Consider the following 26,349-nt stretch of genomic DNA (forward strand, 5'->3'; position numbering starts at 1 on the left):
TCTTGTGTGGTGGTGGGGATACAGAGTAGACGGCCAGGTTATAACACCCGTGGCTGTTAGTAATCGGATGGAGAAGTTACTGTAATGTCTCGGGATGATCGCGAACCTATCGGACGCAAAGGAAATACGTCACGACGAAAACCTACACGTAAGCAGACGGTACGACGTCACAGGGATGACGACTATGATGATGATTACGACGAGTACGATGATGATTACGATAATGACGACGATGGTGATGGTGATGGTGATGATAACGGGAAAAACATGACACGCAAACCTCGTAAGAAGCGGCGCTGGCTGGGGCTTATGATCAAACTGTCCCTGATCTTTGCTGTAGTGATAGCCGTCTACGGTATTTATCTGGATAGCGAAATCCGCAGTCGTATTGATGGCAAGGTTTGGCAGTTGCCTGCCGCTGTTTATGGTCGCATGGTCAACCTTGAACCCGGTATGGCCTACAGCAAAAAAGAGATGGTCAATCTGCTGGAGGGTATGCAGTATCGAGATGTCAACCGGATTACTCGTCCTGGTGAGTTTACTGTTCAGGCAAACAGCATCGAGATGTTGCGTCGTCCTTTTGATTTCCCCGATGGCAAAGAAGGACAGATCCACGCCAAGCTGATATTCAGCAATGATCGGTTGTCGCAAATCCAGAATATGGATAATCAGCGTAATTTCGGGTTCTTCCGTCTCGATCCGAAGTTGATCACCATGTTGCAGTCGCCAAATGGGGAGCAACGCCTATTTGTGCCGCGAGCTGGTTTCCCTGATCTATTGGTGGATACGCTGATTGCCACCGAAGACCGGCATTTTTATGAGCATGATGGTATCAGCTTGTATTCCATCGGACGTGCGTTGGTGGCCAATCTAATCGCCGGCCATACGGTGCAAGGGGGAAGTACCCTGACCCAGCAGTTGGTGAAAAACCTGTTTCTGACCAACAAGCGTTCGCTGTGGCGTAAGGCAAATGAAGCCTATATGGCGTTGATTATGGATCACCGCTACAGCAAAGATCGTATTCTGGAGTTGTATCTTAACGAAGTTTATCTGGGACAAAGCGGTAACGATCAGATTCGAGGGTTCCCGCTGGCGAGCCTGTATTACTTTGGCCGTCCGGTGGATGAACTAAGCCTTGACCAGCAGGCCATGCTGGTGGGCATGGTGAAAGGGGCGTCATTGTATAACCCCTGGCGCAACCCAAAATTGACGCTTGAACGTCGTAATCTGGTACTACGTCTGTTGCAGGATCAGAAGATTATTGATGAGGAGCTCTACAATCTGCTGAGCGCTCGTCCGTTGGGTGTCCAGCCGAAAGGCGGCGTTATTAGCCCGCAACCGGCTTTTATGCAGTTGGTCCGCCAGGAGCTACAGCAGCGACTCGGGGATCGTGCTAATGATCTTTCTGGCGTGAAAATTTTTACTACGCTTGATCCCGTCGCTCAGGATGCGGCAGAGAAAGCGGTGGAAACGGGCATTCCGGCGCTGAGAGCGGCCCGTAATGTGAAAGATCTAGAAACGGCAATGGTGATTGTCGACCGTTTCAGCGGTGAGATTCGGGCGATGGTTGGGGGCGCTGACACCCAGTATGCCGGCTTTAACCGTGCCTTGCAGGCCAGGCGTCCGGTGGGGTCGTTGGCGAAACCGCCGACCTATCTGACGGCATTAAGCATGCCGGATAAATACCGACTCAATACTATTCTGGATGATGAACCGCTATCCATTAAGCTTTCGAATGGCACGGTATGGGAACCAAGAAATTACGATCGGGATTACGGTGGTCAGGTGATGTTGGTTGATGCTCTGGCACGATCGCTCAATATACCGACGGTAAATCTTGGTATGGCGGTTGGTCTGGATAAGATAAGCGCTACCCTACAGCTGCTGGGGATTCCAAAAAGTGTGATTCAGCCTGTTCCGGCGATGTTATTGGGCTCTATCAGCCTGACACCAATGGAAGTTGCTCAGGAATATCAGACGATTGCCAGCGGTGGTAATCGTGCGCCATTGTCATCGTTGCGTTCAGTGATCGCAGAAGATGGCACTGTGCTTTATCAGAGCTTTCCGCAGGCGGAAAGAGTGGTACCGGCACAAGCTGCATATCTGACGTTGTATGGTATGCAACAGGTTGTGGAACGTGGCACGGCTCGCTCGTTGATGGCGAAGTTCAGTAAATACCATCTGGCAGCCAAAACAGGGACAACTAATGATTTGCGTGACAGCTGGTTTGCCGGCATCGATGGTAAAGAGGTGGCAATTACCTGGGTTGGACGTGATAACAACGGTCCGGCCAAGTTGACGGGGGCTAACGGTGCGTTGACTATCTATCGCCGTTATCTGGAAAATGAGACGCCGTTGCCGCTGATGCTGACTCCGCCTGAAGGTATTAGCAGCATGACAGTGGACAGCAGCGGTAACTTCATTTGTAACGGCAGCAGTGCCGGGCAGGTAATACCGGTGTGGACGAGCAATCCGCAGGCGTTATGTCAGTCCAGCCAAACAACACACCCAGCACCCGTCAGTGCGCAACCAGACCAAGGCAGTGACAGTGTTCCTGGCTGGATAAAACAGATGTTTGGGAAGTAAAGCTTCAGGTGCAGTGGTAGGTAATTATCGCAGTCAGTAGCAGCCAGGCTCACTGGCTGTTACGTCATCAGTCTCATTGAGCACAGACAAACAGGGCGCGTGGGCGCCCTGTAATCGTCTTACAATGTGGCAAAGCAGCGCTGTGCTGCCTGAAGGGTGTGTTCAATATCCTGTTGGCTGTGGGCCAGTGACATAAAGCCAGCCTCATAGGCTGAAGGTGCCAGATAAATGCCTTCATCCAGCATTAAATGGAAGAAACGCTTAAAGCGTTCAACATCACATTTCACCACGTCCTGATAACATGTGACCTGCTCTGCGTTGGTGAAGAATAATCCAAACATCCCTCCGACGTGATTTACCACCAGCGGAATACCTTCTTCTCTGGCAGCGACAAGTAATCCTTCGGCCAACTGGTTGGTCAGTGCGGTGAGTTTTTGATGCACACCTGGTTTGGCAACTTCAGTCAGGCAGGCAAAGCCAGCCGCCATTGCGATAGGATTCCCCGACAGTGTACCGGCCTGATATACCGGACCGGTCGGCGCCAGCGCTTGCATAACGTCGCGGCGGCCGCCAAACGCGCCCACCGGCATCCCGCCACCGATGATTTTCCCCAGGCAGGTCAGATCAGGACGAACGCCATAGTGGGCTTGTGCCCCTGCCAGTGCAACGCGAAAGCCCGTCATCACTTCATCAATAATCAACAAGGCGCCAAATTCATCACACAACGCACGCAATCCAGGCAGGAATTCTGGCAACGGAGGCACACAATTCATGTTCCCGGCCACTGGTTCGACGATGATGGTGGCAATCTCAGTCGGATATTGTTCGAATGCCGCACGAACAGAGGCCAAATCATTATAGGTACAGGTGAGGGTGTGGCGAGCAAAATCGGCGGGGACTCCGGGTGAATTGGGCTGACCCAGCGTCAAAGCGCCAGAGCCGGCTTTCACTAACAGGCAATCTGCATGGCCATGATAGCAACCTTCGAATTTGATGATCTTATCGCGCCCGGTAAAACCTCTAGCCAGGCGAATAGCGCTCATAGTGGCTTCAGTACCGGAGTTCACCATGCGTACCATATCCATACTGGTGACCAGCGAGGTGACCATCCGGGCCATATTGACTTCCATTTCCGTAGGCGCCCCGAAACTCAATCCTCGTTCGGCAGCACTGATCACCGCCTGACGGATCGCCGGATGATTATGACCCAGAATCATGGGTCCCCAGGAACCGACATAATCGATATAGGCTTTTCCATCCGCATCATACAGATAGGCGCCATCCGCCCGCTCGATAAACAGCGGCACACCGCCGACACCGTTAAATGCGCGCACCGGGGAGTTTACGCCACCTGGAATTAGCTCCTGGGCTGCGGCATACAGACTTTCAGATTTATTCATTGCAGGTTCCTGACTTGATTTTTTGTCCATCGAGAATAGTGTCATTCTAATCAACACATTGCCATAGTGAAATTTTTGTCCAACCTTGACGTACATCTATGAAAGTGGAAGTGTTGAAAATCGGCGCTGGGCAGAAGGCGTCATTAGCAATTAGAATGGTCGACTTGTCTATCGTTGTGTATCAAGCCGAGTTTATTGCGTGTCTAAAGTCACTTCACCTTTATTATCTGCAGCTGCCCGTAATGCTGCGATCCGTCAGATTCTGCGACGTGATAAAACGCCGGTTATCATTCTGGTTCTGGCTGCGTTTGTAGGTACATTGGTAGGAATCGTCGGCGTTGTGTTTGATATGGCGGTTAACTGGGTACAACATCACCGAATGTCCGTATTAACACAACTGACGGATTCATGGTTGGTGTGGCCAGTAGCTTTTTTGTTTTCGGCGTTATTGGCGATGTTGGGGTACTACCTGGTGCGCACCTTTGCGCCGGAAGCCGGGGGCTCGGGTATTCCGGAAATTGAAGGCGCGCTGGAAGAACTGCGGCCGGTACGTTGGTGGCGAGTGTTGCCCGTGAAATTTTTTGGCGGTCTGTGCTCGCTGGGCGCGGGTATGGTTCTTGGTCGCGAAGGGCCGACAGTTCAATTGGGGGGGAATATCGGTGGGATGTTTGCTGAGTTGTTACCACTTCGACGGGCTGATGTAAGGCATTCTTTACTGGCGACAGGGGCTGCGGCAGGTCTGGCGGCAGCCTTTAATGCGCCATTGGCCGGGATTCTGTTTATCATCGAAGAGATGCGCCCGCAGTTTCGCTATAATCTTATCTCCATCAAAGCGGTATTTATTGGCGTCATCATGTCCAGTGTTGTTTTTCGCATGTTCAATGGTGAGGTAGCTGTCATTAATATCGGTCGCCTTTCCTCCGCCCCCGTTAATACCCTATGGCTTTATTTGTTGCTTGGCATTATTTTTGGTGCCGTCGGTGTTCTATTTAATGCCCTGGTGCTATGGTCGCAGGACCGTTTTATCCGTTTTCACGGTCGCAGCCTCAAACGATTCATGGTCGTTGGTTTACTGGTTGGCGGTCTATGCGGGATATTCTCGCTATTCTTTAGTGAGGTGACCGGTGGCGGTTTTGAATTGATCCCGATTGCGGCAGCGGAGCATTACGGTGTGGGTATGCTGCTGGTGATATTTCTGGTTCGGGTAGTGATGACGTTGCTTTGCTTCTGTTCCGGTGCGCCGGGCGGGATTTTTGCTCCTATGTTATCGCTAGGAACATTATTGGGTGCCGCGTTTGGCATGACTTGCGGTTTGCTGTTTCCCGCTTATGGTTTGGGGGCTGGGACGTTTGCCATTGCAGGAATGGGGGCATTGTTTGCCGCGTCAGTGCGCGCGCCATTAACCGGCATTGTACTGGTACTGGAAATGACGGATAACTATCAGCTCATTCTGCCAATGATTATTACCTGCCTGGGGGCCACGTTGATTGCCCAGTTTCTTGGCGGTAAACCGCTCTATTCTTCTATTCTTGCCCATACTATTCAACGTCAGGTTCAGACAGAAGCCAGCATGAAAGAAGATGCTTCTGCCATGAGCGAGATCAAATCTTGAACGTTTCGGGGGGCTATTAGATAATGAATCTAATTGGGTTTGGTATAAGCCACCTGATATTTGGTTGGGAGTAAGAAAAATGAGTGATGATGTAGCGGTAGCACTACCACTGCAATTTACTGATGCAGCGGCCAGGAAGGTGAAGCTTCTGGTTGCTGATGAAGAAAATCCAGATTTAAAACTTCGGGTTTACATTACCGGTGGTGGTTGTAGTGGTTTCCAGTACGGTTTCACTTTCGATGATAAGGTAAACGAAGGTGATATGACTATTGAGAAACAGGGCGTTGCGCTGGTTATTGATCCAATGAGCTTGCAATATCTGATCGGTGGGTCGGTAGATTATACCGAAGGGTTGGAAGGTTCCCGTTTTGTGGTGACGAACCCTAATGCCAAAACGACCTGTGGTTGTGGATCGTCTTTCAGCATTTAATCGCGTTGTATGCCGCAGTAAAACCCGTGTTACCTCGACAGGTGCACGGGTTTTTTATTGTCTGGCTGATGGTGATGTTAGCCCGGATAGCTGTTCGCACAATTGACGGGCCGCGAGTAGCAAGCGTGGGCCACTGCGATTAAACCAATCTTCATTGACGGCAATGACGGGGATATTGAGTTGAGGTCGCCAGAATGCAACGGTACTGGCTACGGCAGACGGTGGTGCACTGATCACAATCGCCTGTGGTTGACGCATTATCACCTGTTCTCGGCTCACCTGCGGCCAGGGAATAGCGCTATCGGCAAATACGTTGTGTGCTCCACATAATGAGATAACCTGGCTCTGTAGCGTTTTCTTCGATGCGGTAAACAGTGGTTGACGGCCAAACTGCAGGAATACCCGAATAGGTGTGCGATGCGCATAGCGCCGCTGTATATCCGCTAGTTGCTGGCGGAAAGCCCGTGCCGATTGCCGTGCGATGTCAGGATGTTGGCTGTACGATGCAAGTTGTTCCAACTGACGGGGAATATCTTCCAGCGTAGCGGGGTCGAGATAGACAATCCTGATGCCAAAGGAAGCCAATTGGTCTAATGGCCGTTGTGGATTTCCTTCACGCCATGCCAGTATCACATCAGGTTTCAGGGACAGGATACGTTCGATGTTGATTCCCTGCCAACTGGCAACCTGCTCGTGCTTTCTTGCTTCTGGTGGGTAATCTGACCAAGCGCTGACGCCCACCAATTGTTCCCCCATCCCGGCAGCGTAGGCCATTTCCGTTGCATGCGGAGCCAGCGTAATCACTCGCAGGGCAGCAGCCTGCGCCAGAGAGAACCAGAAGACACTGATCAATAGCATCGTGGTTTTCAGGAAGGGAAAATTCAAACGAGTAAACCGCACTATTGCATTTCCATTACTGGTTGGCAGCCGCTATGTCCTGAGTTCGCCGTGGCTTGGCTCAGGGCATAGTCGGCTTGGGGTTACTGGCGTTGTGCCAGCATCTGCAACATGGTTTCCACCATGCGAGTAGACTGTTTGGCGGCTATGGACAGGAATTCATCGAAGCTGAGATGAGATTCCTGATCTGCTACGTCTGAAATGGCTCGGACGACGACAAAAGGTACGTCAAACTGGTGACAAACATGACCGATGGCGGTTGCTTCCATTTCAACGGCAATGGCCTGTGGAAAGAGATGACGGATGCGTGCCAGCGGTTCGGCACCATTAATGAAAGCATCGCCGCTAACCACCAAACCCCGTACGGCATTCAGCCGCAGTGTGGCAATTGCGTCCTGTGCCACTGCGATAAGCGATGTATCGGCCACAAACGCCGCCGGACAGCCTGCCATCTGGCCAGCTTCATAACCGAAAGCTGTCACATCGGCATCGTGATAGCGCACCTCGTCAGAGATTACAATGTCGCCTACGTTGAGAGCGGCAGCCAGCCCACCGGCAGAACCGGTGTTAATTACAACATCAGGCTGGCAGTGTTCCAGCAACAGAGTGGTGCCTAATGCGGCTGAGACTTTACCGATACCCGATTTCAGTAAGGCAACCTCAGTACCGTGTAATTGACCGCTATAAATTTCACAGCCAGCGCGTTGGAAAGTCTGACGATTCTGGATTTGGTCCCTTAACAGGGTAACTTCTTGTTCCATTGCGCCAATAATGCCCACTTTCATAGGATTCCCCACAGATTTGGTAGAAATAACAGGAGTGTCATAGTGCTTAGTTTATCATGGCTGAGGTGAATAGAGCGCACGTGATGCGGTTGTATCGTCCGGTCTGACGTGTTATCACCCTGACAGGGGTTTTACATGGAGAACAGCATGTCTGATATCGATTTCTCGCAAAAGATCAATTTTCAGCGGCCTTTTAGTAAACCAGTTGTGGCTGAGGATGACTATGCCATTATTCGTCAGTTTGAAAGTGATCGTGGACGGATTATCAACTCTGCTGCTATCCGGCGTTTACAGCAGAAAACACAAGTCTTTCCGTTGGAACGTAATGCGGCGGTTCGTTCCCGTTTGACGCATTCAATGGAAGTTCAGCAGGTCGGGCGTTACATCGCCAAAGAGATTGTGGAGAGAATGCGGCGGGGGAATCTGTTGGAATCAACAGGATTGGCTGCGTTGCAAACGCCATTTGAAAGCATCGTGGAAATGGCCTGCCTGATGCATGACATCGGTAATCCTCCGTTTGGGCATTTTGGTGAAGCGGCAATCAATGCGTGGTTTGGCAAACGACTGGATGTCGCCTATTTAAGCGCCGACAATCCTCGTGACGATCAATGTAGCGTTCATGGCCTGTTGCTTCAGCATGATGATTATGATCAGTTGCGTAGCCATATTCGCCAGGATTTGAGTAATTTTGAGGGGAATGCCCAGGCTATACGGTTGGTACATACCTTGCTGAGGTTGAATCTGACTTATGGGCAGGTAGGTGGCATCTTAAAATATACCCGCCCGGCATATTGGCTGGGTGAGATCCCGAAAGAATACGACTATCTCATGAAAAAAACGGGCTATTATCTGGCGGAAGAGCCTTTCATCGTTGAGATGCGCCGGGAACTCTCTCTGGGCGAATATCACCGATTCCCTATGACTTATATTATGGAAGCCGCCGATGATATCTCTTACTGTGTGGCGGATCTGGAAGATGCTATAGAGAAAAACATTCTCACTGTTGAGCAGCTTTATACCTATTTGCGTCAAAGCTGGGGGGAAAGTCGGCCCGGAGATTTGTTTAGCGTTACGGTAGAACGAGCTTATAAAGAGAGAAAACGGCGAATTAACGATCAGTTCTTCATGTATCTGCGTGTTTATACCGTTGGAAAGATGGTGCCGCACGCCGCGATGCGTTTTATTGATAATATTTCCGATATTTTTATTGGAAAATTCAATCACGCACTGCTGGAAGATGAGGGTCCGAATGCCCGTTTATTAAAGATGTTTAAAGATGTCGCTAGAAAGTTCGTTTTTAATAATCATGAAGTCGAGCAACTTGAGTTGCAAGGCTATCGCGTTATTCGTGGATTATTGGATATTTATAGTCCATTGCTTGATCTGTCTTACCGTGATTTTTGTCAGTTGGCAAAAGAGAATCGCCACTCATGTTTCCCCATTGAAACCCGGCTTTATCACAAACTTTCCCGTAAACATTGTCTGGCTTACCTGGATGCATTGAAGGGCCTGCAACGGCTGCCAGCGAAAGAGCGGGAAATGCGCGAGTACTATTATCGTGCCCGTTTGATTCAGGATTATATCAGTGGCATGACCGATTTATATGCCTATGATGAATATAGACGCCTGATGGCAGCCGATTGAAACGGAGTATTATCACGAAGATAAGTTTTGTAAATATGGACAATATTTCCTTACTCTTCACTATATTGCGTGAATGGACTTTGGTTGTGCATAGTTACCTCACATACAGTATGACCGCTGCAGAAGGCCATAGATCCCCTATATTGATTGACTATGAGATATATCCCTATGAAAAAAAAATCATTGATTCTGAGTGCATTAACCTTAAGTCTGGCGATGGCGATGGGAACCGTTCCTGCTCTGGCTGCGGGCTCAACTGCCTCTGCCAGTGAACAGCTCCCCAGTTTGGCACCCATGCTGGCAAAAGTGATGCCGTCTGTCGTCAATATTTATGTAAGTGGGCATACCAATGTCAGCCAAGGTAGCGTAACGCAGCAATTACAGCCGTTCTTTGGCGAAAACTCACCCTTCTGTCAAGATGGTTCGCCGTTTCAGTCGTCACCCATGTGTCAGGGGGGCGACGGGAATGGCAACTCTGCCGCACCTGAGCGGCAGGCTTTTGAAGCCCTGGGTGCAGGTGTGATTATCAACGCAGCGAAAGGCTATGTGGTGACCAACAACCACGTGGTGCAAAATGCTGACAAGATTCAGGTCCGTCTCAATGATGGCCGTAAGTTTGACGCTAAAGTTATCGGTAAAGATCCCCAGTCAGATGTCGCGTTAATTCAGCTTGAAGGTTTTAGCGACCTGACGGCTATCAAGATAGCGGATTCTGATAAATTACGTGTCGGGGATTATGCCGTAGCGATTGGTAATCCGTATGGCCTGGGTGAAACCGCGACTTCTGGGATTATTTCTGCGTTGGGGCGCAGCGGGTTGAATATTGAGAATTATGAAGACTTTATTCAGACCGATGCGGCAATCAACCGGGGAAATTCCGGCGGTGCGCTGGTCAATCTTAATGGTGAATTGATTGGTTTGAATACGGCTATTCTGGCTCCCAGTGGTGGTAATATCGGTATTGGTTTTGCCATTCCCAGCAACATAGTGAAAAACCTGACCAATCAGATGGTGGAGTTTGGTGAGGTGAAACGCGGTGAATTGGGTATCCTCGGTACCGAACTTAACTCTGATCTGGCCAAAGCGATGAAAGTCAATGCCCAGCGTGGGGCGTTTGTCAGCCAGGTGCAACCGAAATCAGCTGCCGCCAAAGCCGGAATTAAAGCCGGTGATGTGATTGTCTCCCTGAACGGTAAAACGATCAGTAGTTTCGCCGCGCTGCGGGCTCAGATTGGTTCTCTGCCGGTAGGGACTAAACTGACGCTGGGATTGATTCGCGACGGGAAAACACTTTCCGTGGATGCGACCCTACAGCAGAGTAGTCAGACGAAGGTGGCATCCGGGAACTTGAATTCTGCCATTGAAGGCGCGGAATTAAGTAATACCCAGGTAGATGGACACAAAGGCGTGAAGGTAGACAAGGTTAAACCTGGTTCTGCTGCCGCGCGTATCGGTCTACAAAAAGGTGATGTTATTTTGGGTGTCAACCAGCAGCCTGTCGGCAATATTGGTGAGTTGCGCAAGATACTCGATAGTAAACCATCGGTCCTGGCGTTAAACATCCGCCGTGGTGACAGTGATCTCTATTTGTTAATTCAGTAATCAACCCTCCTGATTTCCGGGCACATCTGTGCCCGGTTCTTCATTGAACATATTTGTGATGTCTGTTGCAAATCTTACCTGATGTGACACTTTCTGTGTAATTGCACAATGTATGAGGCTATTGCTGTCATTATGATGGTGTAATTGTCAATCCCCTTCTGAGGTTGAAATGGCGACCTATCATCTTAATGCCAGTCTGGCACAGGATATCGTTGCACGTACTATGCAAATTATTGATAGTAATATCAATGTGATGGATGCACGGGGTCGAATCATTGGCAGTGGTGACCAGGATCGTGTCGGTGAGTTACATGAAGGCGCATTGTTGGTGCTTTCTCAAGGGCGGGTCGTCGACATTGATGAAGCAGTTGCCCGTCACCTGCATGGTGTACGGCCGGGCATCAATCTGCCACTGAGGATAGACGGAGAAATCGTGGGCGTTATCGGTCTGACCGGTAATCCCGGGCAGTTGCGCCAGTATGGCGAGCTGGTGTGCATGGCTGCCGAGATGATGCTGGAGCAGGCGCGTTTGCTGCATATCCTGGCACAGGATAGTCGTTTGCGCGAAGAGCTGGTCTTGAACCTGATCCGGACTGACGAGTTGTCACCGGCACTGATGGAGTGGGCGCAACGATTGGGGATCGATCTTAATCAGCCACGTGTTGTAGCGGTAGTGGAAGTCGATAGTGGACAACTGGGTGTGGATAGCGCCATGGATGAGCTTCAGCAGTTACAAACTCTACTGACGACGCCGGAGCGCAACAACCTGATTGCTATTGTTTCACTGACAGAAATGGTGGTGTTGAAACCTGCACTTAACAGTTATGGCCGTTGGGATGCGGAGGAACATCGTCGGCGCATTGATAATTTGCTTTCCCGTATGGCAGATGGCAGTCGCCTACGGGTCCGGTTGGCGCTAGGGAATTATTTTTCCGGTCCTGGCAGTATCGCGCGTTCTTACCGTACCGCACGGACTACGATGAGTGTTGGCAAGCAGCGTATGCCGGCTCAACGCAGCTACTTTTATCAGGATCTGATATTGCCCGTATTGCTGGATAGTTTGCGTGGTGGCTGGCAGGCTAATGAGCTGGTTCGCCCGTTGACCAAGCTCAAAGCAATGGATGGAAATGGCCTATTACGCCGGACATTACATACCTGGTTTCGTAATAATGTGCAGCCCGGAGTGACAGCCAAAGCGCTGTTTATTCATCGTAATACACTGGAATACCGTTTGAATCGTATCTCGGAACTGACTGGGCTGGATTTGACCAACTTTGATGATCGGCTGCTGTTATATATAGCGCTTCAATTGGATGAAGATGAATAGACCACTCAGAGTGGATGCTAATTATCTTAGACTCAAAACTATTAATATATGGCAAATAATATAACCCAATAGTATAAATTATCGCTAAACAGTATTTTTGCCACCTTCCTATATCCTCTATTGTCCCTTCCACACACCCATATAACCAACATACTGAAAAGAGTGCTGATGTAATTCTGTATAGATGTTGGACTAATTTTATCTAGGATCTACTCAGGAAAAACCAGTCATGCTCATGGCAATGGCCGATTAACCTGGATTTTCTACAGGTGGATAAAATACGTGTTTTTTGAGGAGCGATAGGCATGTCAATGCGCCGTCTGGTGTTTTCATTGGCCACAGCCACACTGTTGTTTTCCAGTGTGGTCTCTGCGGCAACAGAATTGTTGAACGTCTCTTATGATCCAACCCGTGAGCTTTATCAGCAATATAATGCTGCCTTTATCCGGCATTGGAAAGAAACCACCGGTGAGAGCATCACGATTAGAGACTCGCATGGCGGTTCGGGTAAACAGGCTCGAGCGGTTATTGATGGGTTGCAGGCGGATGTCGTGACGTTAGCGCTGGCGGGCGACATTGATGCATTGAATCTTAACCGGCCATTGATTGATCCTCAATGGCAATCGCGCTTGCCGGATAACAGTACCCCTTATACCTCAACCATTGTGTTTTTGGTACGCAAAGGGAATCCCAAGCATATTAAAGACTGGAACGATTTGATTAAACCAGGCGTTGAGGTCATTACGCCGAATCCGAAAACCTCTGGTGGTGCACGGTGGAATTTTCTAGCCGCCTGGGCTTATGCCAAACATCTTCCTGGCGGAAATGACGAGAGCGCGCTGAAGTTTGTCACAGAATTGTACCGCCATGCACCGGTGCTGGATACCGGTGCCCGTGGGGCGACGGTCAGCTTCGTCCAGCGTCAGTTGGGCGACGTACTGATTGCCTGGGAAAATGAAGCGCATCTCGCTCTGAAAGAGCAGGGTGGAGATCAGTTGGAAATCATTACACCATCACTCTCTATTCTGGCAGAACCGCCAGTTGCGGTGGTGGATAAGGTTGTTGAACGTAAAGGTACCCAAAAGCTGGCGGAAGCGTATCTCCGCTATCTTTATAGTGATGAAGGGCAACGTATTATCGCCGAAAACTATTATCGACCGCGTAATGCCCAGATTGCTGAGGAGTTCAAAAACCAGTTTGCTCCGGTACAACTGGTCACCATTGACAAGGAATTCGGTGGCTGGAAAAAAGCACAGTCTCGGTTTTTTAACGATGGTGGTGTGTTCGATAGCATTTTCAAACAAATCAACAAATAAGATGTTCAATGCATAAAACTGCTGCTGTTATGGGCAGTTTTGTTATGCGGGTTATGGCTGAGATATCCTCCTGCGCATGATAATCAAAGGTTTTTTATGTCGAGACGCGCTTTACCGGTGATCCCCGGTTTTGGACTAACGTTAGGTTTTAGCATCAGCTATCTGGGACTGTTGGTTCTCATTCCATTGGCGACGATGTTTCTGTATGCCAGCCAACTGACATTGATTCAGTTCTGGGAATTAATCACCAGCCGTCAGGTGCTTTTTTCGTTACGGCTTTCGTTCGGCACGGCGCTGATGGCCGCCTTTATCAATGGCATTTTGGGCACGTTGCTGGCATGGGTATTAGTACGTTATACCTTCCCGGGGCGGAAGATCATTGATGCCATGGTCGATATGCCATTTGCTCTGCCGACAGCCGTCGCCGGAATTGCCTTAACCTCGCTGTATGCACCCACGGGACTGGTGGGGGCACTGTTTCCATTCAAGATCGCCTATACCAGCCTTGGTATTACGTTGGCGTTGATTTTTGTTACGTTACCTTTCGTCGTCCGGACCTTACAGCCCGTGCTGGCTGATATTCCCAAGGAAGTGGAAGAAGCCGCCTCTTGCCTGGGGGCGGGGCCGTTGCAAACCTTCCGTCATGTATTGATCCCTGCCATTTTACCGGCCTGGCTGACCGGCTTTGCGCTGGCGTTTGCCCGAGGCATAGGGGAGTACGGCTCGGTGGTGTTTATCGCGGGGAATATCCCTTTTAAAACAGAAATACTGCCATTGCTGATTGTATCCAAACTCGATCAGTACGATTACAAAGGTGCGACGGGGATCGGGGTTTTCATGCTGATGATTTCTTTCATTATGTTGCTGCTGATTAATATTTTGCAACGTCATATTCAACCCAAGTTGTAGGGATTTCATCGTGGATCAGATTATATCGACATCTGCCAGCGTGCAGATTTCCCCCAGACGCCCGGCGACGTTTTATGTTTTGATTGTGCTGGCCTGGATAGTTTTTTTCATGGTGCTGGTATTGCCGCTGTTGATGGTCGTCACCGAGGGATTGCATAACGGGCTGGGGGCCTTTTGGGAGGCGATTTCCGAGCCGGATGCCGTTTCGGCACTGAAATTGACACTGCTGGCAACGGCTATTGCCGTTCCTCTCAATATGATTTTCGGGTTATGCCTTGCATGGTGTGTGACTAAATTTGAGTTCTGGGGAAAAACGCTGTTGCTGGCACTGATTGACCTGCCTTTTTCCGTGTCACCGGTGGTCACCGGGTTGATGTATGTACTGTTATTTGGTGCGCAAAGCAAACTCTATCCCTTTCTGGTTGAACATAATCTGGAAATTGTCTATGCCGTCCCGGGCATTGTGCTGGCCACCCTGTTTGTCACGCTGCCTTATATAGCACGGGAATTGATTCCGCTGATGGAACAGCAGGGCTCACAGGAAGAAGAAGCCGCACGTCTGTTGGGGGCCAATGGGTGGCGAATGTTCTGGCATATTACGCTACCCAATGTTAAGTGGGCGTTGATTTATGGCGTAGTGCTGTGTACAGCCCGCGCTATGGGGGAGTTCGGTGCGGTTTCGGTGGTTTCCGGACATATTCGTGGGTTAACTAACACATTACCGCTACATATCGAAATTCTTTATAACGAATACAACATCGTTGCTGCATTCAGCGTCGCTATCCTGCTGCTGTTGATGTCATTGGTGGTACTGCTGCTGCGTCAGTGGAGTGAAAGTCGTTTAATCAAACAGGTAGAGCAACAACAGGAGCTGGCCAAAAATGAGCATTGAGGTTAACAATATTAATAAACAGTTTGGTCAGTTCCAGGTATTGAATCACATCAACCTGTCGATTGAGAGCGGTGAGCTGGTCGCATTACTGGGGCCGTCCGGCTGTGGTAAAACCACATTGTTGCGCATTATCGCCGGGCTGGAAAAACCAGATAGCGGCAGCATCCGGTTTCATGGTGAAGATGTCTCTGTGCATGATGTACGCGATCGTAATGTCGGCTTCGTTTTTCAGCATTATGCGTTGTTCCGGCATATGACGGTATTCGATAACATCGCGTTCGGCTTGCGTATGAAACCTAAACATATTCGGCCAACAAAGCGTGAAATAGACAAGAAAGTGCATGAACTGCTCAATATGATTCAACTGGATTGGCTGGCTGAACGTTATCCGGAACAGCTTTCCGGTGGACAGCGTCAGCGCGTTGCATTAGCCCGGGCATTAATTGTTGAACCCCGGATCTTGTTACTGGATGAGCCGTTTGGCGCACTGGATGCCAAAGTGCGTAAAGAGCTGCGTCGCTGGTTATCCCGGCTGCATGAAGAGATCAATTTAACCTCGGTTTTTGTGACGCATGATCAGGAAGAAGCGATGGAGGTGGCTGATCGTATCGTGCTGATGAACAATGGAGTAATTGAGCAAATCGGTTCACCCGATGCGGTTTATAATCACCCGGCCAGTGAGTTTGTCTATCACTTCCTGGGCGATAGTAACCGGCTAACATTGCGTGAGTCCGATAAATCTATCCTGTTTCGTCCGCATGAAGTTGTGTTGGCAAGACAACCGCATGTAGATTATCAACCCGTGGTAGTGAAGGATATTCGTCCATTGGGCGCATTGACCCGTCTGACCTTGAAAATTGACGACAATAGTGAGTTGATAGAAGCAGAGGTCGCTCATGATGACGCTACACTGAATGGATTACATCGGGGGGATATCATTCAGTTTAAACCCAAGCGCTATAATGACGACTGGGAAATTTAAGCAAAGAAAAACGCCCCTATGAATCCTTTAGGCTTTCATAATAATGAAGGCCTGATTGCCATCAACCCAGGTTGGTTCATTTTTTATTCTATCCCCCGCTATACTCCGAACCGCAGGTGTGTTGGCTTTCCTCACGTGATCACTTTCCTACCGTGGCATAAATGAAGCATACAACCTGGATCAGAAGGCTTTAACCATCGTTAGGTTTGCATTTGACTGGCCGTTTTTCAGCAATGCCTGAAAAGACGTATCGACAGTTTTCAACTGTTGCAGAAATTCTTCTGGTGACAAGTCATGACGTTTTCCGCTCATATAAGCCAGCGCCAGCTCTTTGGATTGGTAACGTTGAAAGTTATACATGATGCTCTCCTGAATGATAATGATAACGTGATGGCTAACCGCGAGCTGACTACTTATTACTACTCTTTGTTGTGCGTCGCGTTCTTAATAGAGAGCATTCTACGGTAACCACAATGAAGGGATAGCCGATTTTATAGATGTATTTGATAGGTAATAGCGATGAATTTGAAGTATCACCTTTTTCTTTGTCAATCATGCAACTAATAAAAATAGAGAGTAATATTTCTATGTAGCGGCTACATCTTCGATCAGGATTTGTGCATCACCGCTCTTCTCAACATAACCGGCAAATAGTCCCTCTTATCTGTCTGGTGGTGCAAAAAATAATTACGCTTCATCGTTCTTCCATTAACCAATATCAAGGTGAACATCATGAGTAAATTTATCTTCTCTTCACCAAGAAAATACGTTCAGGGCAGTGGCGTCATTGATGAGCTTGGGAAATACCTCCAGACATTGGGGACAAACGCCTTACTGATTGCTGATGACATCGTATGGGGAATTATTGGCGATCGCGTTAAATTGTCACTTGATGTATCCAAGCTTCAATTTCACTATGAACGATTTAATGGTGAGGCCTCCAGCAACGAAATTACGCGCCTCGCCGCTGTTGGTAGTAAGCAGGGAACCAATCTGGTGGTAGGGTTTGGCGGTGGTAAAACGTTGGATACCGCCAAGGCTATCGCAGATGAGTTAAAGCAAAGTGTTGCCATTGTTCCCACTGTTGCTTCAACGGATGCGCCTTGCAGTGCGTTGTCGGTTATTTACACCGATGCCGGGGTGTTCGACAGTTATCGTTTCTATGATAAAAATCCTGATCTGGTTCTGGTCGATACGCATATTTGTGCACAAGCACCGGTCAGGTTATTTGCCTCGGGGATTGCTGATGGCCTGGCAACGTATGTTGAGGCATTGGCTGTTCAGCGTTCACACGCATTGTCTATGGTTGGTGGTGATCCTTCTATTGCTGGTATGGCTATCGCGAGAGCCTGTGAGGAGACGTTACTGACCTATGGCCTCAGTGCTTACAATGCCGTTGAGCAGCAGTTGGTGACACCGGCAGTGGAAGCTGTTGTGGAAGCGAATACTTTGCTGTCCGGTTTGGGTTTTGAAAATGCAGGTCTGGCAGGAGCACATGCTATCCATAATGGATTTACGGCAATTGATGGTGATATTCATCACCTGACACACGGTGAGAAAGTGGCTTACGGTACTCTGACACAAATGGTGCTTGAGCAGCGTCCGGATGAAAAAATTGCCCGCTATATTCGTTTCTATCGTGCTATCAAGATGCCAACGACGCTAAAAGAGATGCACCTTGAAAATGAGTCTTTTGAAAATCTGGTGAAAGTGGGGGCATTGGCGGGGGGCAAGGGTGACACCCTGGGTAACCTTAATCCGAAACTCTCTGCTGAAGACGTTGCCAATGCGATTCTGGCTGTGGATGCATTCAGTAAAATCATTAAGTAAATTTGCCATTTCGTCTACCGCAGCCTGTTGGACTGCGGTTTTCTGTCAGGCGGGTGTGAAAAAACCGCATATCCATGGCTTATGAGAAATAGAGATGAATGACCCTCGGTATTTGGGAGAGTAGATAGAGACCCAGGCCTATGGTCGCGCCGACAATGGTCCCGTTGATGCGGATAAACTGTAGGTCTTTACCAATATTTAATTCAACTTGGTGCGACATCTCTTTTGCATCCCAACCCTTTACGGTATTACTGATGTGTAGCGTCAGGAACTCAGCAAAATCCGGTGCCATTTTGTTTGCCGCCTGTTCCAGGTGGTGATTCAATGAGGCGCGTAACGCCTCATCCTGAGACAGTGTTTTGCCCAACCAAAGAGCTGATTCATTCAACCGTTCACGCAGCAGAGAGTTGCCACCCGTCATGTCTTGTTTGAGCCAGTCGCGCAGGTCTGTCCATAGTTGCGCAATGTAGTTGTTCAGCGTCGGATCGCTCATCAGATAATGTTTGATTTCCTCAGCTTTGGAGGCTGTCGCGGTATCGCTTTTGAGTCGAACGATAAATTTCTCAACCGCGCGGTCGAAACTTTTACGAAAAGCATGATCACGGTCTTCGCCAATATCATCCAGCACAGCGGTAACGGCATTCGATACCATCTCTGCGCCATTTTCACCTAACCATTCAGTCGGCAGAACTCGGGATTTAACCGGATGTTCTTTCCTTAACCAAATCACGATCTGTCGTGAGATAACGTCACGGGTGGCAGGTTGCTTCAATAATTTCATCAATTGCAAAACTGCCGCATCAAGCAATTCCTGATGGCGGCCGTCTTTGGTCATATTCTCCAGCATGGCGGACATGGTTTTCGACAGATCCAGCTTATCCAGTAGGGCAGAAACTGCCTGCCGGATAAATGACTGAATACGCACATCATCGGTGATGTTGAGGAATGCACCCATCATATGCAGTAAATAGCGGCTGAGCCGTTTTGCATTCTTTGGCGAAAGCCAGTCGGCTATGACTTGTGCGGGATTATGCTGACGGATAAGTTCGGTAAGGGAGGCGGGGTCAAGGAATTTTTCCCGCACGAATACGGCTAGATTATCAGCAATACGATCTTTATTTCTGGGAATAATCGCGGTATGTCTGCCAATAAAAGGCAGAGGAACACGACGAAAAAGGGCCACGACAGCAAACCAGTCAGCTAGTGCGCCGACCATAGCTGCCTCTGCAATGGCTTTCAATCCCAGAATCCAGACATCAGGCTGGAGAAACAATGTCGTAATAAATAGTGCCGCAGCGGTCAGTAAAAACAGCAGCGCGTTACGTTTGCTTTTGAGGAGATCTTTTTCTTTATCCATGAGAGCAGTTTAGCGATCACTAACTTGTTATGTCAGGTTTTTTAGCTTTCAGTCAAATGGTTAAGACAATTTTGCTCAACCCAACAACATGATGAAAATGATGTTTGAAACGCGTTATCGCTGTTGGCGGCATCATGGTAGTGGTGTTTGTTGAGTTTGCTCCCCTGGCCTGCCACTCCGTCCTATTTCACCGCACCTTCCGTTACACCACTGATAAACTTACGCTGAAAAATAAGGAAGATGGCGACGATGGGCAGAATCGCGATCATTGCACCCGCCATCAGTTCCGGAATGTTTAAGGTATTTTTATTCTGGAAAAACATCATACCGATAGGCAACGTTCGTAATTCTTCTTCGTTAACCAGAATCAGTGGGATCAAGAATTCATTCCATGTCCAGATAAAGAGCAGCAGAGAAAGAGTGGAAAGCGTCGGCCAAATGGCGGGGACCAGAATACCCCACAATATTTTTTGTCGTTTGGCACCATCCATCACCGCCGCCTCAATCAGTTCTTTAGGTACTTGCTGAAAGGCGGTTGCTACCATCAATGTGCTGAAAGGAATAGACAGCGCCACCTGTGGCAGGATTAACGCCAGATAAGTGTTGGTTAGTCCCATCCAGTGCAGTTCATGGTAGAGCGGAATAATAAAGGCTTCAGTGGGCAGTACCATGCCAAGTGATAGCAGGAACCCTAGCAATTTTTTACCCGGCAGACGTAAGAATGCAAAAGCAAAGCCTGACAAGATGCCTGCCAGCACGCTGATGATAATCACGGGGAAGACCACCAGAACCGAGTTAAGGAAATACACTTCAAAATGGCCCTCACGCCAGGCGGAGAGATAATTGGCAATGTGAAAACTGCCTGGCAGCGTAAATACACCCTGAAACAGCTCGCTTTGGGTTTTGAATGAGGTAATCAAGGCCAGCAAAAACGGCAGGATGGTCATTATCGCGACAATCCAAATCACTACACGTGAAAAACGTGATGTCTTATGCATCAGTGACGCTCCCTGAGAACCAAATGAATCAATCCATTAAGAATAAACACCATCACCATACCGATGATGGCCACAGCGGAAGCGTAACCAAAATGATGCAGGTCGAAGCCTTGCTGATACATGTATATATTGGTCACCAGCGTTGATGTGCCCGGGCCGCCATGGGTCATTACATACACCAGATCAAAGGCTTTGATTCCTGCAATCACCGTAAGAAGAGTAGCGACACGAATTTCTGGACGAAGCGCCGGCAACGTGATGCGCATGAACTTCTGGCGTCTGCTGGAACCATCCAACTCAGCCGCTTCCAGCAAAGAAGGATCCATGCGTTGCAGACCAGCCATAAAGAGCACCAAACAAAAGCCGAAGAAATACCAGGTGGCAACCAGTCCTACCGCAGGGAGTGCCCAGTCAAAATCACCTAACCAGGATAAGGCCAGCCAGGATTGACCCATGGCCCGCAAGATCTGATCGATAGGGCCGAAGGCGGGATTATAGAGCCAACGCCACACGACACCGAGCACGGCCATGGGCATGATGTATGGCAGGAAGAAAAGAATACGTAGCAGACTGCGTTCCACGCCACTACGCGTATCGTTGAGAAAACTACAGAGTATCAGACCAACGATGATCGGAAACAAAGTGTAAAACAGGAGCAACAGGGCGTTATTGCTGATGGATATCCAGAAGGTAGCGTCTGCAAACATATGCGCAAAATTCTGTAGCCCGACAAATATTGGCCATGAGGTTCCATCCCATGCTGTAAAGCTTGCCCATAACGAGAAAACCAGCGGCAGTAAAAGAAACACGGTATAGAGCGTCATTGAGGGCAAAATGAACAGCAGATTTCGCATCCTGGACTTATTAAGCATTAAAAAATCGCCTCATTTCAGCATTCACTCTGAGTGCGCACGATGGCGCACTATTTCAATGAAAAAGGTGAAATCTATTCGGTGCAGCAGGTTATCTGGCACGTTATTAATGTTTGACTGACTTGAGATACTGCTGGTAATTACTGTCAAGTTTTTCGGTCAGCTGTTTCGGTGTCAGGCGGTTGGCCAGCAAGAGCTGTACATTAGCCTTGAGCGCATCACCCATTGTTGGTGTAGCCCAGTCGACGTAATGGCCTAAACCATTATTGGCATTGACGTTGACCCACACGTGATAGACATCTGCCAATAGCGGATTATTGGTAGGTATTTTTGCATCCTTGTTTGTCGATGCAGGAAGGAACCCGGCGTTTAACCAGGCGTTGGCGACCGTATCTGACACAATATAGTTAATGTATTTTGCAGCGATATCTCTCTGCGCCTTGGTTTTTGCAGTGACGGTAATGGAAAATGGGAGATCCGTTCCGCCTACCATCAACGGTGCTTTCACCCCATCGAAAGGCGGTAACGCCGCGAAGTGAATATTTTTATTGGTTTTAAATTGCCCCATATACCAGGTGCCACTGATGAAAAATGCCGCCTGGTTGTTACGAAACAACGATGCAGCATCATCGCTCGCTATACCCTCATAGCCGGGAAAGAAATAACCTTTTTTGTTCCAGTCCTGCATCATCTGTGCAGCTCTTTCGAGTTTTGCATCTTTAAATGTGCCGCCTACGTCATAGATCAAATTGTCCAGTGTCTTACGATCCGAGCTCTCAATCTGGTCTTCCCAGAGCGTAGACAGCAATTGTGGACCCACTGATCCAGCCAGTAGACCAAGCATCATGGGAACCGTGCCTTGTGCCTTGAGTTTGGCCATGGCAGCTTCCAGCTCTGTCATATCTTTGGGCACCGGTATGCCGGCTTTGTCCAGCAGCGCTTTGTTATAATAAAGACCGACCATTTCGCCCAGACTGGCGACGCCGTAAAGTTTACCGCTGCCAAAATCCTGTGTGTCAGACCAGCGGTTGCGTTTGAGAATGGCACTTGGGAAGCGTGTGTCCCACCCATACTGTTTGGCATAGTCATCCATTGGGAACAGCAATTTTTCTTTGACCAGCGCACCCATATCGCCGCCGCCCTGGTTGACCTGTGCGACCTGAGGGCCATCCCCTGAGGAGAGCGCCAGTTTCAATGGAATGCGTGTATCTTCAAAAGCATGCACAGATCGGGTGATTTTCGCTCCTGGGTTTTGTGCCTCAAAGTTTTTAATGGCTTGATCAATAACCGCCGTTTGTGCCGGATAGTTGTAGATGTCCCAAACGGCGATGTTTTCTGCTTGTGCGCTGCCGATAGTGATTGCACTGGATAAGCTGACAGCCAGTAACGAGAAAACCAGGTGTAGCAGATGTTTGTTCCGTGGCGGGCGTGACATGTTCAAAACGAGCGTGGTTGTAGACATGGTGTATCTTTCCTCCAACACAGGGTTAGTATCCCTTTTTCTGATGGCAAAAGCGTATCCTTTGCTTTGCAAAGAGGTGAATGTTTGAACACTACCCATCCACCATTCAATACTTACTTTATATACAAAATAAAGTCAAATAGCTTATTTGCTATACTGATAATGTTAATTTTTGCATCGAATCGCTGTTTTTAACTTAATTCTCAGTGTTAAATACCAGTTTGGTGAGCTATGTCATCAGGATGTGGTCTATCGGCCCTTGTAACCAGATAACTATTCTCTTTAATAACCTTGTTTTAATCAACTGTATGTTTTTAAATATGAAAATCTTATTTCTGAAAAGGATGTTAAATCTGACACATCAATGGTTCAAGGAGGGGATAACGGGCCTGGTACGGTTTTTCTCATAAAGAGTGAGGAAAAATAATTCGTTTTTATTTTATTCAGGAGTGTGATCTGATACCAAGTTAAAAAAATGTGAATTGTTGGAGTTATTATATATTGCAAACTAAGTCATCATTCTTTAGTTTAGAAATTCGTATTTTTGCTCATATTGGACGGGAGTTTACGATGGTCTCATCTTCTCTAGTGATACGGCACGCCAAGGAAAATGATTGGGATGCACTCTATGACATTTGTCTTAAAACAGCAGATGCCGGACAGGATGCCACTGCGTTTTACAGTGATCCCCAATATCCAGGATTACGTTTCTCAGTGCCTTATGCCGTTTTTGAGCCTGAACTGGCTTTTGTACTCTGTGAGGATGCTCAACCGTTGGGCTATGTGGTCGCGGCGCGCCATACCGTTCATTTTGAGCAACGGCTTGAGGCCGAATGGTGGCCTCTGTTGCAGGAGAAATACCGTGACCGCCTGGCGACGAAACCTTTGGATGAAAATATTCTGGCGTTTATCCGCCAGCCTGAACGTGCTTCACCGCAACTCACTGATGCCTATCCTGCACATTTGCATATCAATATTCTACCCTCTGCACAGAAAAGCGGGCAGGGGCGAAAAATGGTAGAAACTGAACTTGATGCATTGCGAGCCCAGGGGGTGGCCGGTGTGCATCTGGGCGTAAGCCTAAGAAATGAACAGGTTTGTGCTTTTTACGAGAAGATGGGCTTTCGGATGCTGTTTCGCAGCAATGCCCTTTATATGGGACTCACCTTGTAAGCGGAAAGATTATGGCGAATGTAGCGCTCAACTCTATCAAAAAATCTTATGATAACGTCCATGTTATTCATGGTATCGATCTTGAAATTCAAAGCGGTGAGTTCATCGTTTTCGTCGGGCCTTCTGGCTGCGGCAAGTCCACTTTGTTACGTATGATTGCCGGTCTTGAAGAGATAACCGCCGGTAAACTCAGCGTTGATGGTGTCGATATGACCCATCAACCAGCAACGGAACGCGGCATCGCGATGGTATTTCAGTCTTACGCCTTGTACCCGAATATGACGGTGCGCGGTAACTTGAGCTATCCGCTGGAAGTCGCCGGGCGGCCCAAATCCGAGGTGAGACAACAAGTAGAAGCCACGGCGGAAAAATTGCATTTGACAGAGTTACTGGACAGGCTGCCAAGAGCCTTATCTGGCGGGCAACGCCAGCGAGTGGCCATTGGCAGGGCGATTATTCGCCAGCCGCGTATTTTTTTATTCGACGAACCTTTGTCGAATCTTGATGCTGAACTGCGTTTACAGATGCGTATTGAGATTGCCAAACTCCATGAGTCGTTGGGTAATACCATGATTTATGTTACGCACGATCAGTTGGAAGCGATGACGCTGGCTGACAGGATTGTGGTGTTGCGACTAGGGAAAATAGAGCAGGTAGGCTCACCGTTAACGCTCTATCACGATCCGGATAATATGTTTGTGGCGGGATTCATTGGCTCGCCAAAAATCAATTTCATCAAAGCGATTGTCGCCTCGAATCATGAGAGCCATGTCGGATTACGGTTACCGGAGTTGAACATTGATAATCTGTTATTACCACTCAGCCATACTCTGCAAGAAGGACAGCATGTGTGGTTGGGTGTCCGGCCTGAACATTTTGTCGAGCCGATGGGCGCCGATTGTCAGTTTACGGCATCGCTGACATTTGCTGAGCGATTGGGTCATACCAACTATCTGTATCTGGATATTGGTGTGGAGAACACGCTGGTTATTGAGCAACGAGAAGCCAAACGCTATGAAACCGGCGACAGCGTATCACTGGGGATCAACGCCAGTCAGTGCCTGCTTTTTGCCGACAGCGGTGAGCGTGTTCGCTAAATATGATGCTGATTTTTCCCCTTTCAATCGGTCGAGAGGGGGAACCGTTTATTCTCCATCGGCATTTGCCGCCAGAATATCAATGAGTTTGTTAACCGCAAAACCAGCGGCACCCAATGCCCACATACGGTTTGACTCGGTCAGGAACATCAAGGGCGTCAATTGTGGCGTGAGCTTCAGGCGGTACGCCTGGAAACTCATCGTGACGCGTTCCAGTAATATCCGTGATGCCATTTGTGGCTCCATCGCTAGATAAACCACATCCGGATCCAGGGCTATCGACAGATTCGCCAATGATACACCAATGTGGTGCCCGGCATTAGCCAGGACATCCAGCATGTGGGGGGATGGTCGTTGATCAACTTCGAGTAAGTTCTTCGGCGGTGTTTCGCCTGTGGGTGTCTGGTGTGCAATGGCATTCAATATCGCGCGCGACGAGGCAATGTCTTCAAGATTTCCTGCCGTCCCGTCACCAATCAGCGCCATGCCTATTTCCCCCGCGTTACCGTGACGTCCGCGATACAACTGGCGCTCCAGGATAATACCTGCACCAATACCTTTACCGAAGGTGGCGATAATTGCTGATTGCGCACTGCCCAACTGACCAAATACGAGGGTCGCCAGTGCCATAGCATTAGCATCATTTTCGATATAGACCGGAATGTTAAAGCGCTCTTCCAGCATGTTGGCAATAGGTACATTGGTCCAGTCTAGTGCTTTAGAACGTACACAGTAGCCGTTTGCTGGGTCAACGATACCTGAGAGTGCTACACCGATAGCGCTGACTTTTGCGGCATCCACAGTCTTGAGGAACTTGGTCAGCGCATCACTTAACTGTTTGGGGGTTAATGCCCCGGTTGGGATCAGCTGTTCACCAATCAGTTTGCCATTCAGATCCGTCATAACGATCAGATTGCGTTCCGCATTAAGCTGAATACCAACGACAGTGGCATGATCGGGATTCAGACCCAACAGGATTTTGGGTCTGCCCATGGATTCCCGTCGAAGCCCGAGTTCATGAATAATTCCTTTGCTTAATAGTCTGTTCGCCGCCTGAGAAATGGTGGACATGCTCAGGCCGCTGCGTACTTTCAAGTCCGACTGGCTGATCGGAGAATTTTCAATAATAAGGCGCAGAATACGCGCTGAAACATTCGGAACAATCATAGGGTTTTGAA

The 26,349-nt window shown here is 48.8% G+C and carries 22 protein-coding genes; 13 read left to right on the forward strand and 9 right to left on the reverse strand.

Translation table 11 applies throughout. The annotated features are described in order from the left end of the window. Nucleotides 1-84 precede the first annotated feature (84 nt). Nucleotides 85-2,586 (forward strand): bifunctional glycosyl transferase/transpeptidase, encoded by a 2,502-nt coding sequence (gene mrcB, locus CWC46_RS08655; protein WP_021016984.1) that lies wholly within the window; start codon nt 85-87, stop codon nt 2,584-2,586. A gap of 119 nt (nt 2,587-2,705) precedes the next feature. Here mrcB and hemL read toward each other — a convergent pair whose 3' ends face one another. Next, on the reverse strand, nt 2,706-3,986 hold the full coding sequence (gene hemL, locus CWC46_RS08660) for a glutamate-1-semialdehyde 2,1-aminomutase (RefSeq protein WP_021016983.1): 1,281 nt from the start codon (nt 3,984-3,986) through the stop codon (nt 2,706-2,708). 199 nt (nt 3,987-4,185) lie between these two features. Here hemL and clcA point away from each other — a divergent pair, with 199 nt between their 5' ends. Together clcA and erpA are read left to right on the forward strand one after the other, a co-directional pair. Continuing rightward, the gene (clcA, locus tag CWC46_RS08665) at nt 4,186-5,598 is read left to right on the forward strand and encodes a H(+)/Cl(-) exchange transporter ClcA (RefSeq protein ID WP_021016982.1); all 1,413 of its coding nucleotides are present in this window, start codon (nt 4,186-4,188) and stop codon (nt 5,596-5,598) included. 79 nt (nt 5,599-5,677) lie between these two features. Continuing rightward, nucleotides 5,678-6,028 (forward strand): iron-sulfur cluster insertion protein ErpA, encoded by a 351-nt coding sequence (erpA, locus tag CWC46_RS08670; RefSeq protein WP_021016981.1) that lies wholly within the window; start codon nt 5,678-5,680, stop codon nt 6,026-6,028. A 54-nt stretch (nt 6,029-6,082) separates the two neighbouring features. On the opposite strand, the gene btuF is transcribed toward erpA, so the two are convergent. After that, nucleotides 6,083-6,886, reverse strand: coding sequence for a vitamin B12 ABC transporter substrate-binding protein BtuF (btuF, locus tag CWC46_RS08675; protein WP_084297663.1), 804 nt, complete (start codon nt 6,884-6,886; stop codon nt 6,083-6,085). 122 nt (nt 6,887-7,008) lie between these two features. Beyond that, the gene (gene mtnN / locus CWC46_RS08680; RefSeq protein WP_021016979.1) at nt 7,009-7,710 is read right to left on the reverse strand and encodes a 5'-methylthioadenosine/S-adenosylhomocysteine nucleosidase; all 702 of its coding nucleotides are present in this window, start codon (nt 7,708-7,710) and stop codon (nt 7,009-7,011) included. Nucleotides 7,711-7,857: 147 nt separating this feature from the next. Between mtnN and dgt the strand changes: the two genes are divergently transcribed. From dgt to CWC46_RS08715, 7 genes are all read left to right on the forward strand, one after another. Further along, on the forward strand, nt 7,858-9,354 hold the full coding sequence (gene dgt, locus CWC46_RS08685; RefSeq protein ID WP_021016978.1) for a dGTPase: 1,497 nt from the start codon (nt 7,858-7,860) through the stop codon (nt 9,352-9,354). 168 nt (nt 9,355-9,522) lie between these two features. Further along, a complete protein-coding gene (gene degP, locus CWC46_RS08690; RefSeq protein WP_021016977.1) occupies nt 9,523-10,956 on the forward strand; it encodes a serine endoprotease DegP in 1,434 nt (477 codons plus the stop codon). Between the two features lie 169 nt (nt 10,957-11,125). Beyond that, on the forward strand, nt 11,126-12,283 hold the full coding sequence (locus CWC46_RS08695) for a CdaR family transcriptional regulator (protein WP_021016976.1): 1,158 nt from the start codon (nt 11,126-11,128) through the stop codon (nt 12,281-12,283). 305 nt (nt 12,284-12,588) lie between these two features. Further along, complete coding sequence (locus CWC46_RS08700; RefSeq protein ID WP_021016975.1) at nt 12,589-13,599, forward strand: sulfate ABC transporter substrate-binding protein; 1,011 nt, start codon at nt 12,589-12,591, stop codon at nt 13,597-13,599. 96 nt (nt 13,600-13,695) lie between these two features. After that, on the forward strand, nt 13,696-14,508 hold the full coding sequence (cysT, locus tag CWC46_RS08705) for a sulfate ABC transporter permease subunit CysT (protein ID WP_021016974.1): 813 nt from the start codon (nt 13,696-13,698) through the stop codon (nt 14,506-14,508). 10 nt (nt 14,509-14,518) lie between these two features. After that, nucleotides 14,519-15,400 (forward strand): sulfate ABC transporter permease subunit CysW, encoded by an 882-nt coding sequence (gene cysW / locus CWC46_RS08710; protein WP_021016973.1) that lies wholly within the window; start codon nt 14,519-14,521, stop codon nt 15,398-15,400. After that, on the forward strand, nt 15,390-16,382 hold the full coding sequence (locus tag CWC46_RS08715) for a sulfate/molybdate ABC transporter ATP-binding protein (RefSeq protein WP_021016972.1): 993 nt from the start codon (nt 15,390-15,392) through the stop codon (nt 16,380-16,382). Before cysW ends, CWC46_RS08715 begins: the two co-directional genes overlap by 11 nt. A 180-nt stretch (nt 16,383-16,562) precedes the next feature. Here CWC46_RS08715 and CWC46_RS08720 read toward each other — a convergent pair whose 3' ends face one another. Next, the gene (locus tag CWC46_RS08720) at nt 16,563-16,742 is read right to left on the reverse strand and encodes a hypothetical protein (protein WP_021016971.1); all 180 of its coding nucleotides are present in this window, start codon (nt 16,740-16,742) and stop codon (nt 16,563-16,565) included. 372 nt (nt 16,743-17,114) lie between these two features. On the opposite strand from CWC46_RS08720, the gene CWC46_RS08725 reads away from it, so the two are divergent. Next, the gene (locus tag CWC46_RS08725; protein WP_021016970.1) at nt 17,115-18,212 is read left to right on the forward strand and encodes a glycerol dehydrogenase; all 1,098 of its coding nucleotides are present in this window, start codon (nt 17,115-17,117) and stop codon (nt 18,210-18,212) included. A 79-nt stretch (nt 18,213-18,291) separates the two neighbouring features. Here CWC46_RS08725 and CWC46_RS08730 read toward each other — a convergent pair whose 3' ends face one another. The 4 genes from CWC46_RS08730 to CWC46_RS08745 form a co-directional block, all read right to left on the reverse strand. Further along, nucleotides 18,292-19,569, reverse strand: a complete 1,278-nt coding sequence (locus tag CWC46_RS08730; RefSeq protein WP_021016969.1) for a DUF445 domain-containing protein — start codon at nt 19,567-19,569, stop codon at nt 18,292-18,294. A gap of 182 nt (nt 19,570-19,751) precedes the next feature. Next, on the reverse strand, nt 19,752-20,567 hold the full coding sequence (locus tag CWC46_RS08735; RefSeq protein ID WP_021016968.1) for a carbohydrate ABC transporter permease: 816 nt from the start codon (nt 20,565-20,567) through the stop codon (nt 19,752-19,754). Further along, nucleotides 20,567-21,439 carry a carbohydrate ABC transporter permease gene (locus CWC46_RS08740; protein WP_021016967.1) on the reverse strand — a complete coding sequence of 291 codons (873 nt, stop codon included), beginning with the start codon at nt 21,437-21,439 and terminating at the stop codon, nt 20,567-20,569. The genes CWC46_RS08735 and CWC46_RS08740 overlap by 1 nt, the downstream gene beginning before the upstream one ends. A gap of 106 nt (nt 21,440-21,545) precedes the next feature. Then, on the reverse strand, nt 21,546-22,874 hold the full coding sequence (locus tag CWC46_RS08745; protein WP_037382260.1) for an extracellular solute-binding protein: 1,329 nt from the start codon (nt 22,872-22,874) through the stop codon (nt 21,546-21,548). A 597-nt stretch (nt 22,875-23,471) separates the two neighbouring features. Between CWC46_RS08745 and CWC46_RS08750 the strand changes: the two genes are divergently transcribed. Together CWC46_RS08750 and CWC46_RS08755 are read left to right on the forward strand one after the other, a co-directional pair. Then, nucleotides 23,472-24,074, forward strand: coding sequence for a GNAT family N-acetyltransferase (locus CWC46_RS08750; protein WP_021016965.1), 603 nt, complete (start codon nt 23,472-23,474; stop codon nt 24,072-24,074). An 11-nt stretch (nt 24,075-24,085) separates the two neighbouring features. After that, nucleotides 24,086-25,171, forward strand: a complete 1,086-nt coding sequence (locus tag CWC46_RS08755) for an ABC transporter ATP-binding protein (RefSeq protein ID WP_021016964.1) — start codon at nt 24,086-24,088, stop codon at nt 25,169-25,171. 48 nt (nt 25,172-25,219) lie between these two features. Here CWC46_RS08755 and CWC46_RS08760 read toward each other — a convergent pair whose 3' ends face one another. Continuing rightward, nucleotides 25,220-26,338 carry an ROK family transcriptional regulator gene (locus tag CWC46_RS08760; protein WP_021016963.1) on the reverse strand — a complete coding sequence of 373 codons (1,119 nt, stop codon included), beginning with the start codon at nt 26,336-26,338 and terminating at the stop codon, nt 25,220-25,222. Between the last annotated feature and the right edge of the window lie 11 nt (nt 26,339-26,349).

This window comes from Prodigiosinella confusarubida (genome assembly GCF_002847015.1).
Taxonomy (GTDB): Bacteria; Pseudomonadota; Gammaproteobacteria; order Enterobacterales; family Enterobacteriaceae; genus Prodigiosinella; species Prodigiosinella aquatilis.

Excerpts from the sequence above, each read along its gene's own strand:
- mrcB (WP_021016984.1), top strand. The coding sequence starts at position 85 with ATGTCTCGGGATGATCGCGAACCTATCGGACGCAAAGGAAATACGTCA.
- hemL (WP_021016983.1), bottom strand. The coding sequence starts at position 3,986 with ATGAATAAATCTGAAAGTCTGTATGCCGCAGCCCAGGAGCTAATTCCA.
- erpA (WP_021016981.1), top strand. The coding sequence starts at position 5,678 with ATGAGTGATGATGTAGCGGTAGCACTACCACTGCAATTTACTGATGCA.
- btuF (WP_084297663.1), bottom strand. The coding sequence starts at position 6,886 with ATGCTATTGATCAGTGTCTTCTGGTTCTCTCTGGCGCAGGCTGCTGCC.
- mtnN (WP_021016979.1), bottom strand. The coding sequence starts at position 7,710 with ATGAAAGTGGGCATTATTGGCGCAATGGAACAAGAAGTTACCCTGTTA.
- dgt (WP_021016978.1), top strand. The coding sequence starts at position 7,858 with ATGTCTGATATCGATTTCTCGCAAAAGATCAATTTTCAGCGGCCTTTT.
- degP (WP_021016977.1), top strand. The coding sequence starts at position 9,523 with ATGAAAAAAAAATCATTGATTCTGAGTGCATTAACCTTAAGTCTGGCG.
- CWC46_RS08695 (WP_021016976.1), top strand. The coding sequence starts at position 11,126 with ATGGCGACCTATCATCTTAATGCCAGTCTGGCACAGGATATCGTTGCA.
- CWC46_RS08700 (WP_021016975.1), top strand. The coding sequence starts at position 12,589 with ATGTCAATGCGCCGTCTGGTGTTTTCATTGGCCACAGCCACACTGTTG.
- cysT (WP_021016974.1), top strand. The coding sequence starts at position 13,696 with ATGTCGAGACGCGCTTTACCGGTGATCCCCGGTTTTGGACTAACGTTA.
- CWC46_RS08715 (WP_021016972.1), top strand. The coding sequence starts at position 15,390 with ATGAGCATTGAGGTTAACAATATTAATAAACAGTTTGGTCAGTTCCAG.
- CWC46_RS08720 (WP_021016971.1), bottom strand. The coding sequence starts at position 16,742 with ATGTATAACTTTCAACGTTACCAATCCAAAGAGCTGGCGCTGGCTTAT.
- CWC46_RS08725 (WP_021016970.1), top strand. The coding sequence starts at position 17,115 with ATGAGTAAATTTATCTTCTCTTCACCAAGAAAATACGTTCAGGGCAGT.
- CWC46_RS08730 (WP_021016969.1), bottom strand. The coding sequence starts at position 19,569 with ATGGATAAAGAAAAAGATCTCCTCAAAAGCAAACGTAACGCGCTGCTG.
- CWC46_RS08735 (WP_021016968.1), bottom strand. The coding sequence starts at position 20,567 with ATGCATAAGACATCACGTTTTTCACGTGTAGTGATTTGGATTGTCGCG.
- CWC46_RS08740 (WP_021016967.1), bottom strand. The coding sequence starts at position 21,439 with ATGCTTAATAAGTCCAGGATGCGAAATCTGCTGTTCATTTTGCCCTCA.
- CWC46_RS08745 (WP_037382260.1), bottom strand. The coding sequence starts at position 22,874 with ATGTCACGCCCGCCACGGAACAAACATCTGCTACACCTGGTTTTCTCG.
- CWC46_RS08750 (WP_021016965.1), top strand. The coding sequence starts at position 23,472 with ATGGTCTCATCTTCTCTAGTGATACGGCACGCCAAGGAAAATGATTGG.
- CWC46_RS08755 (WP_021016964.1), top strand. The coding sequence starts at position 24,086 with ATGGCGAATGTAGCGCTCAACTCTATCAAAAAATCTTATGATAACGTC.
- CWC46_RS08760 (WP_021016963.1), bottom strand. The coding sequence starts at position 26,338 with ATGATTGTTCCGAATGTTTCAGCGCGTATTCTGCGCCTTATTATTGAA.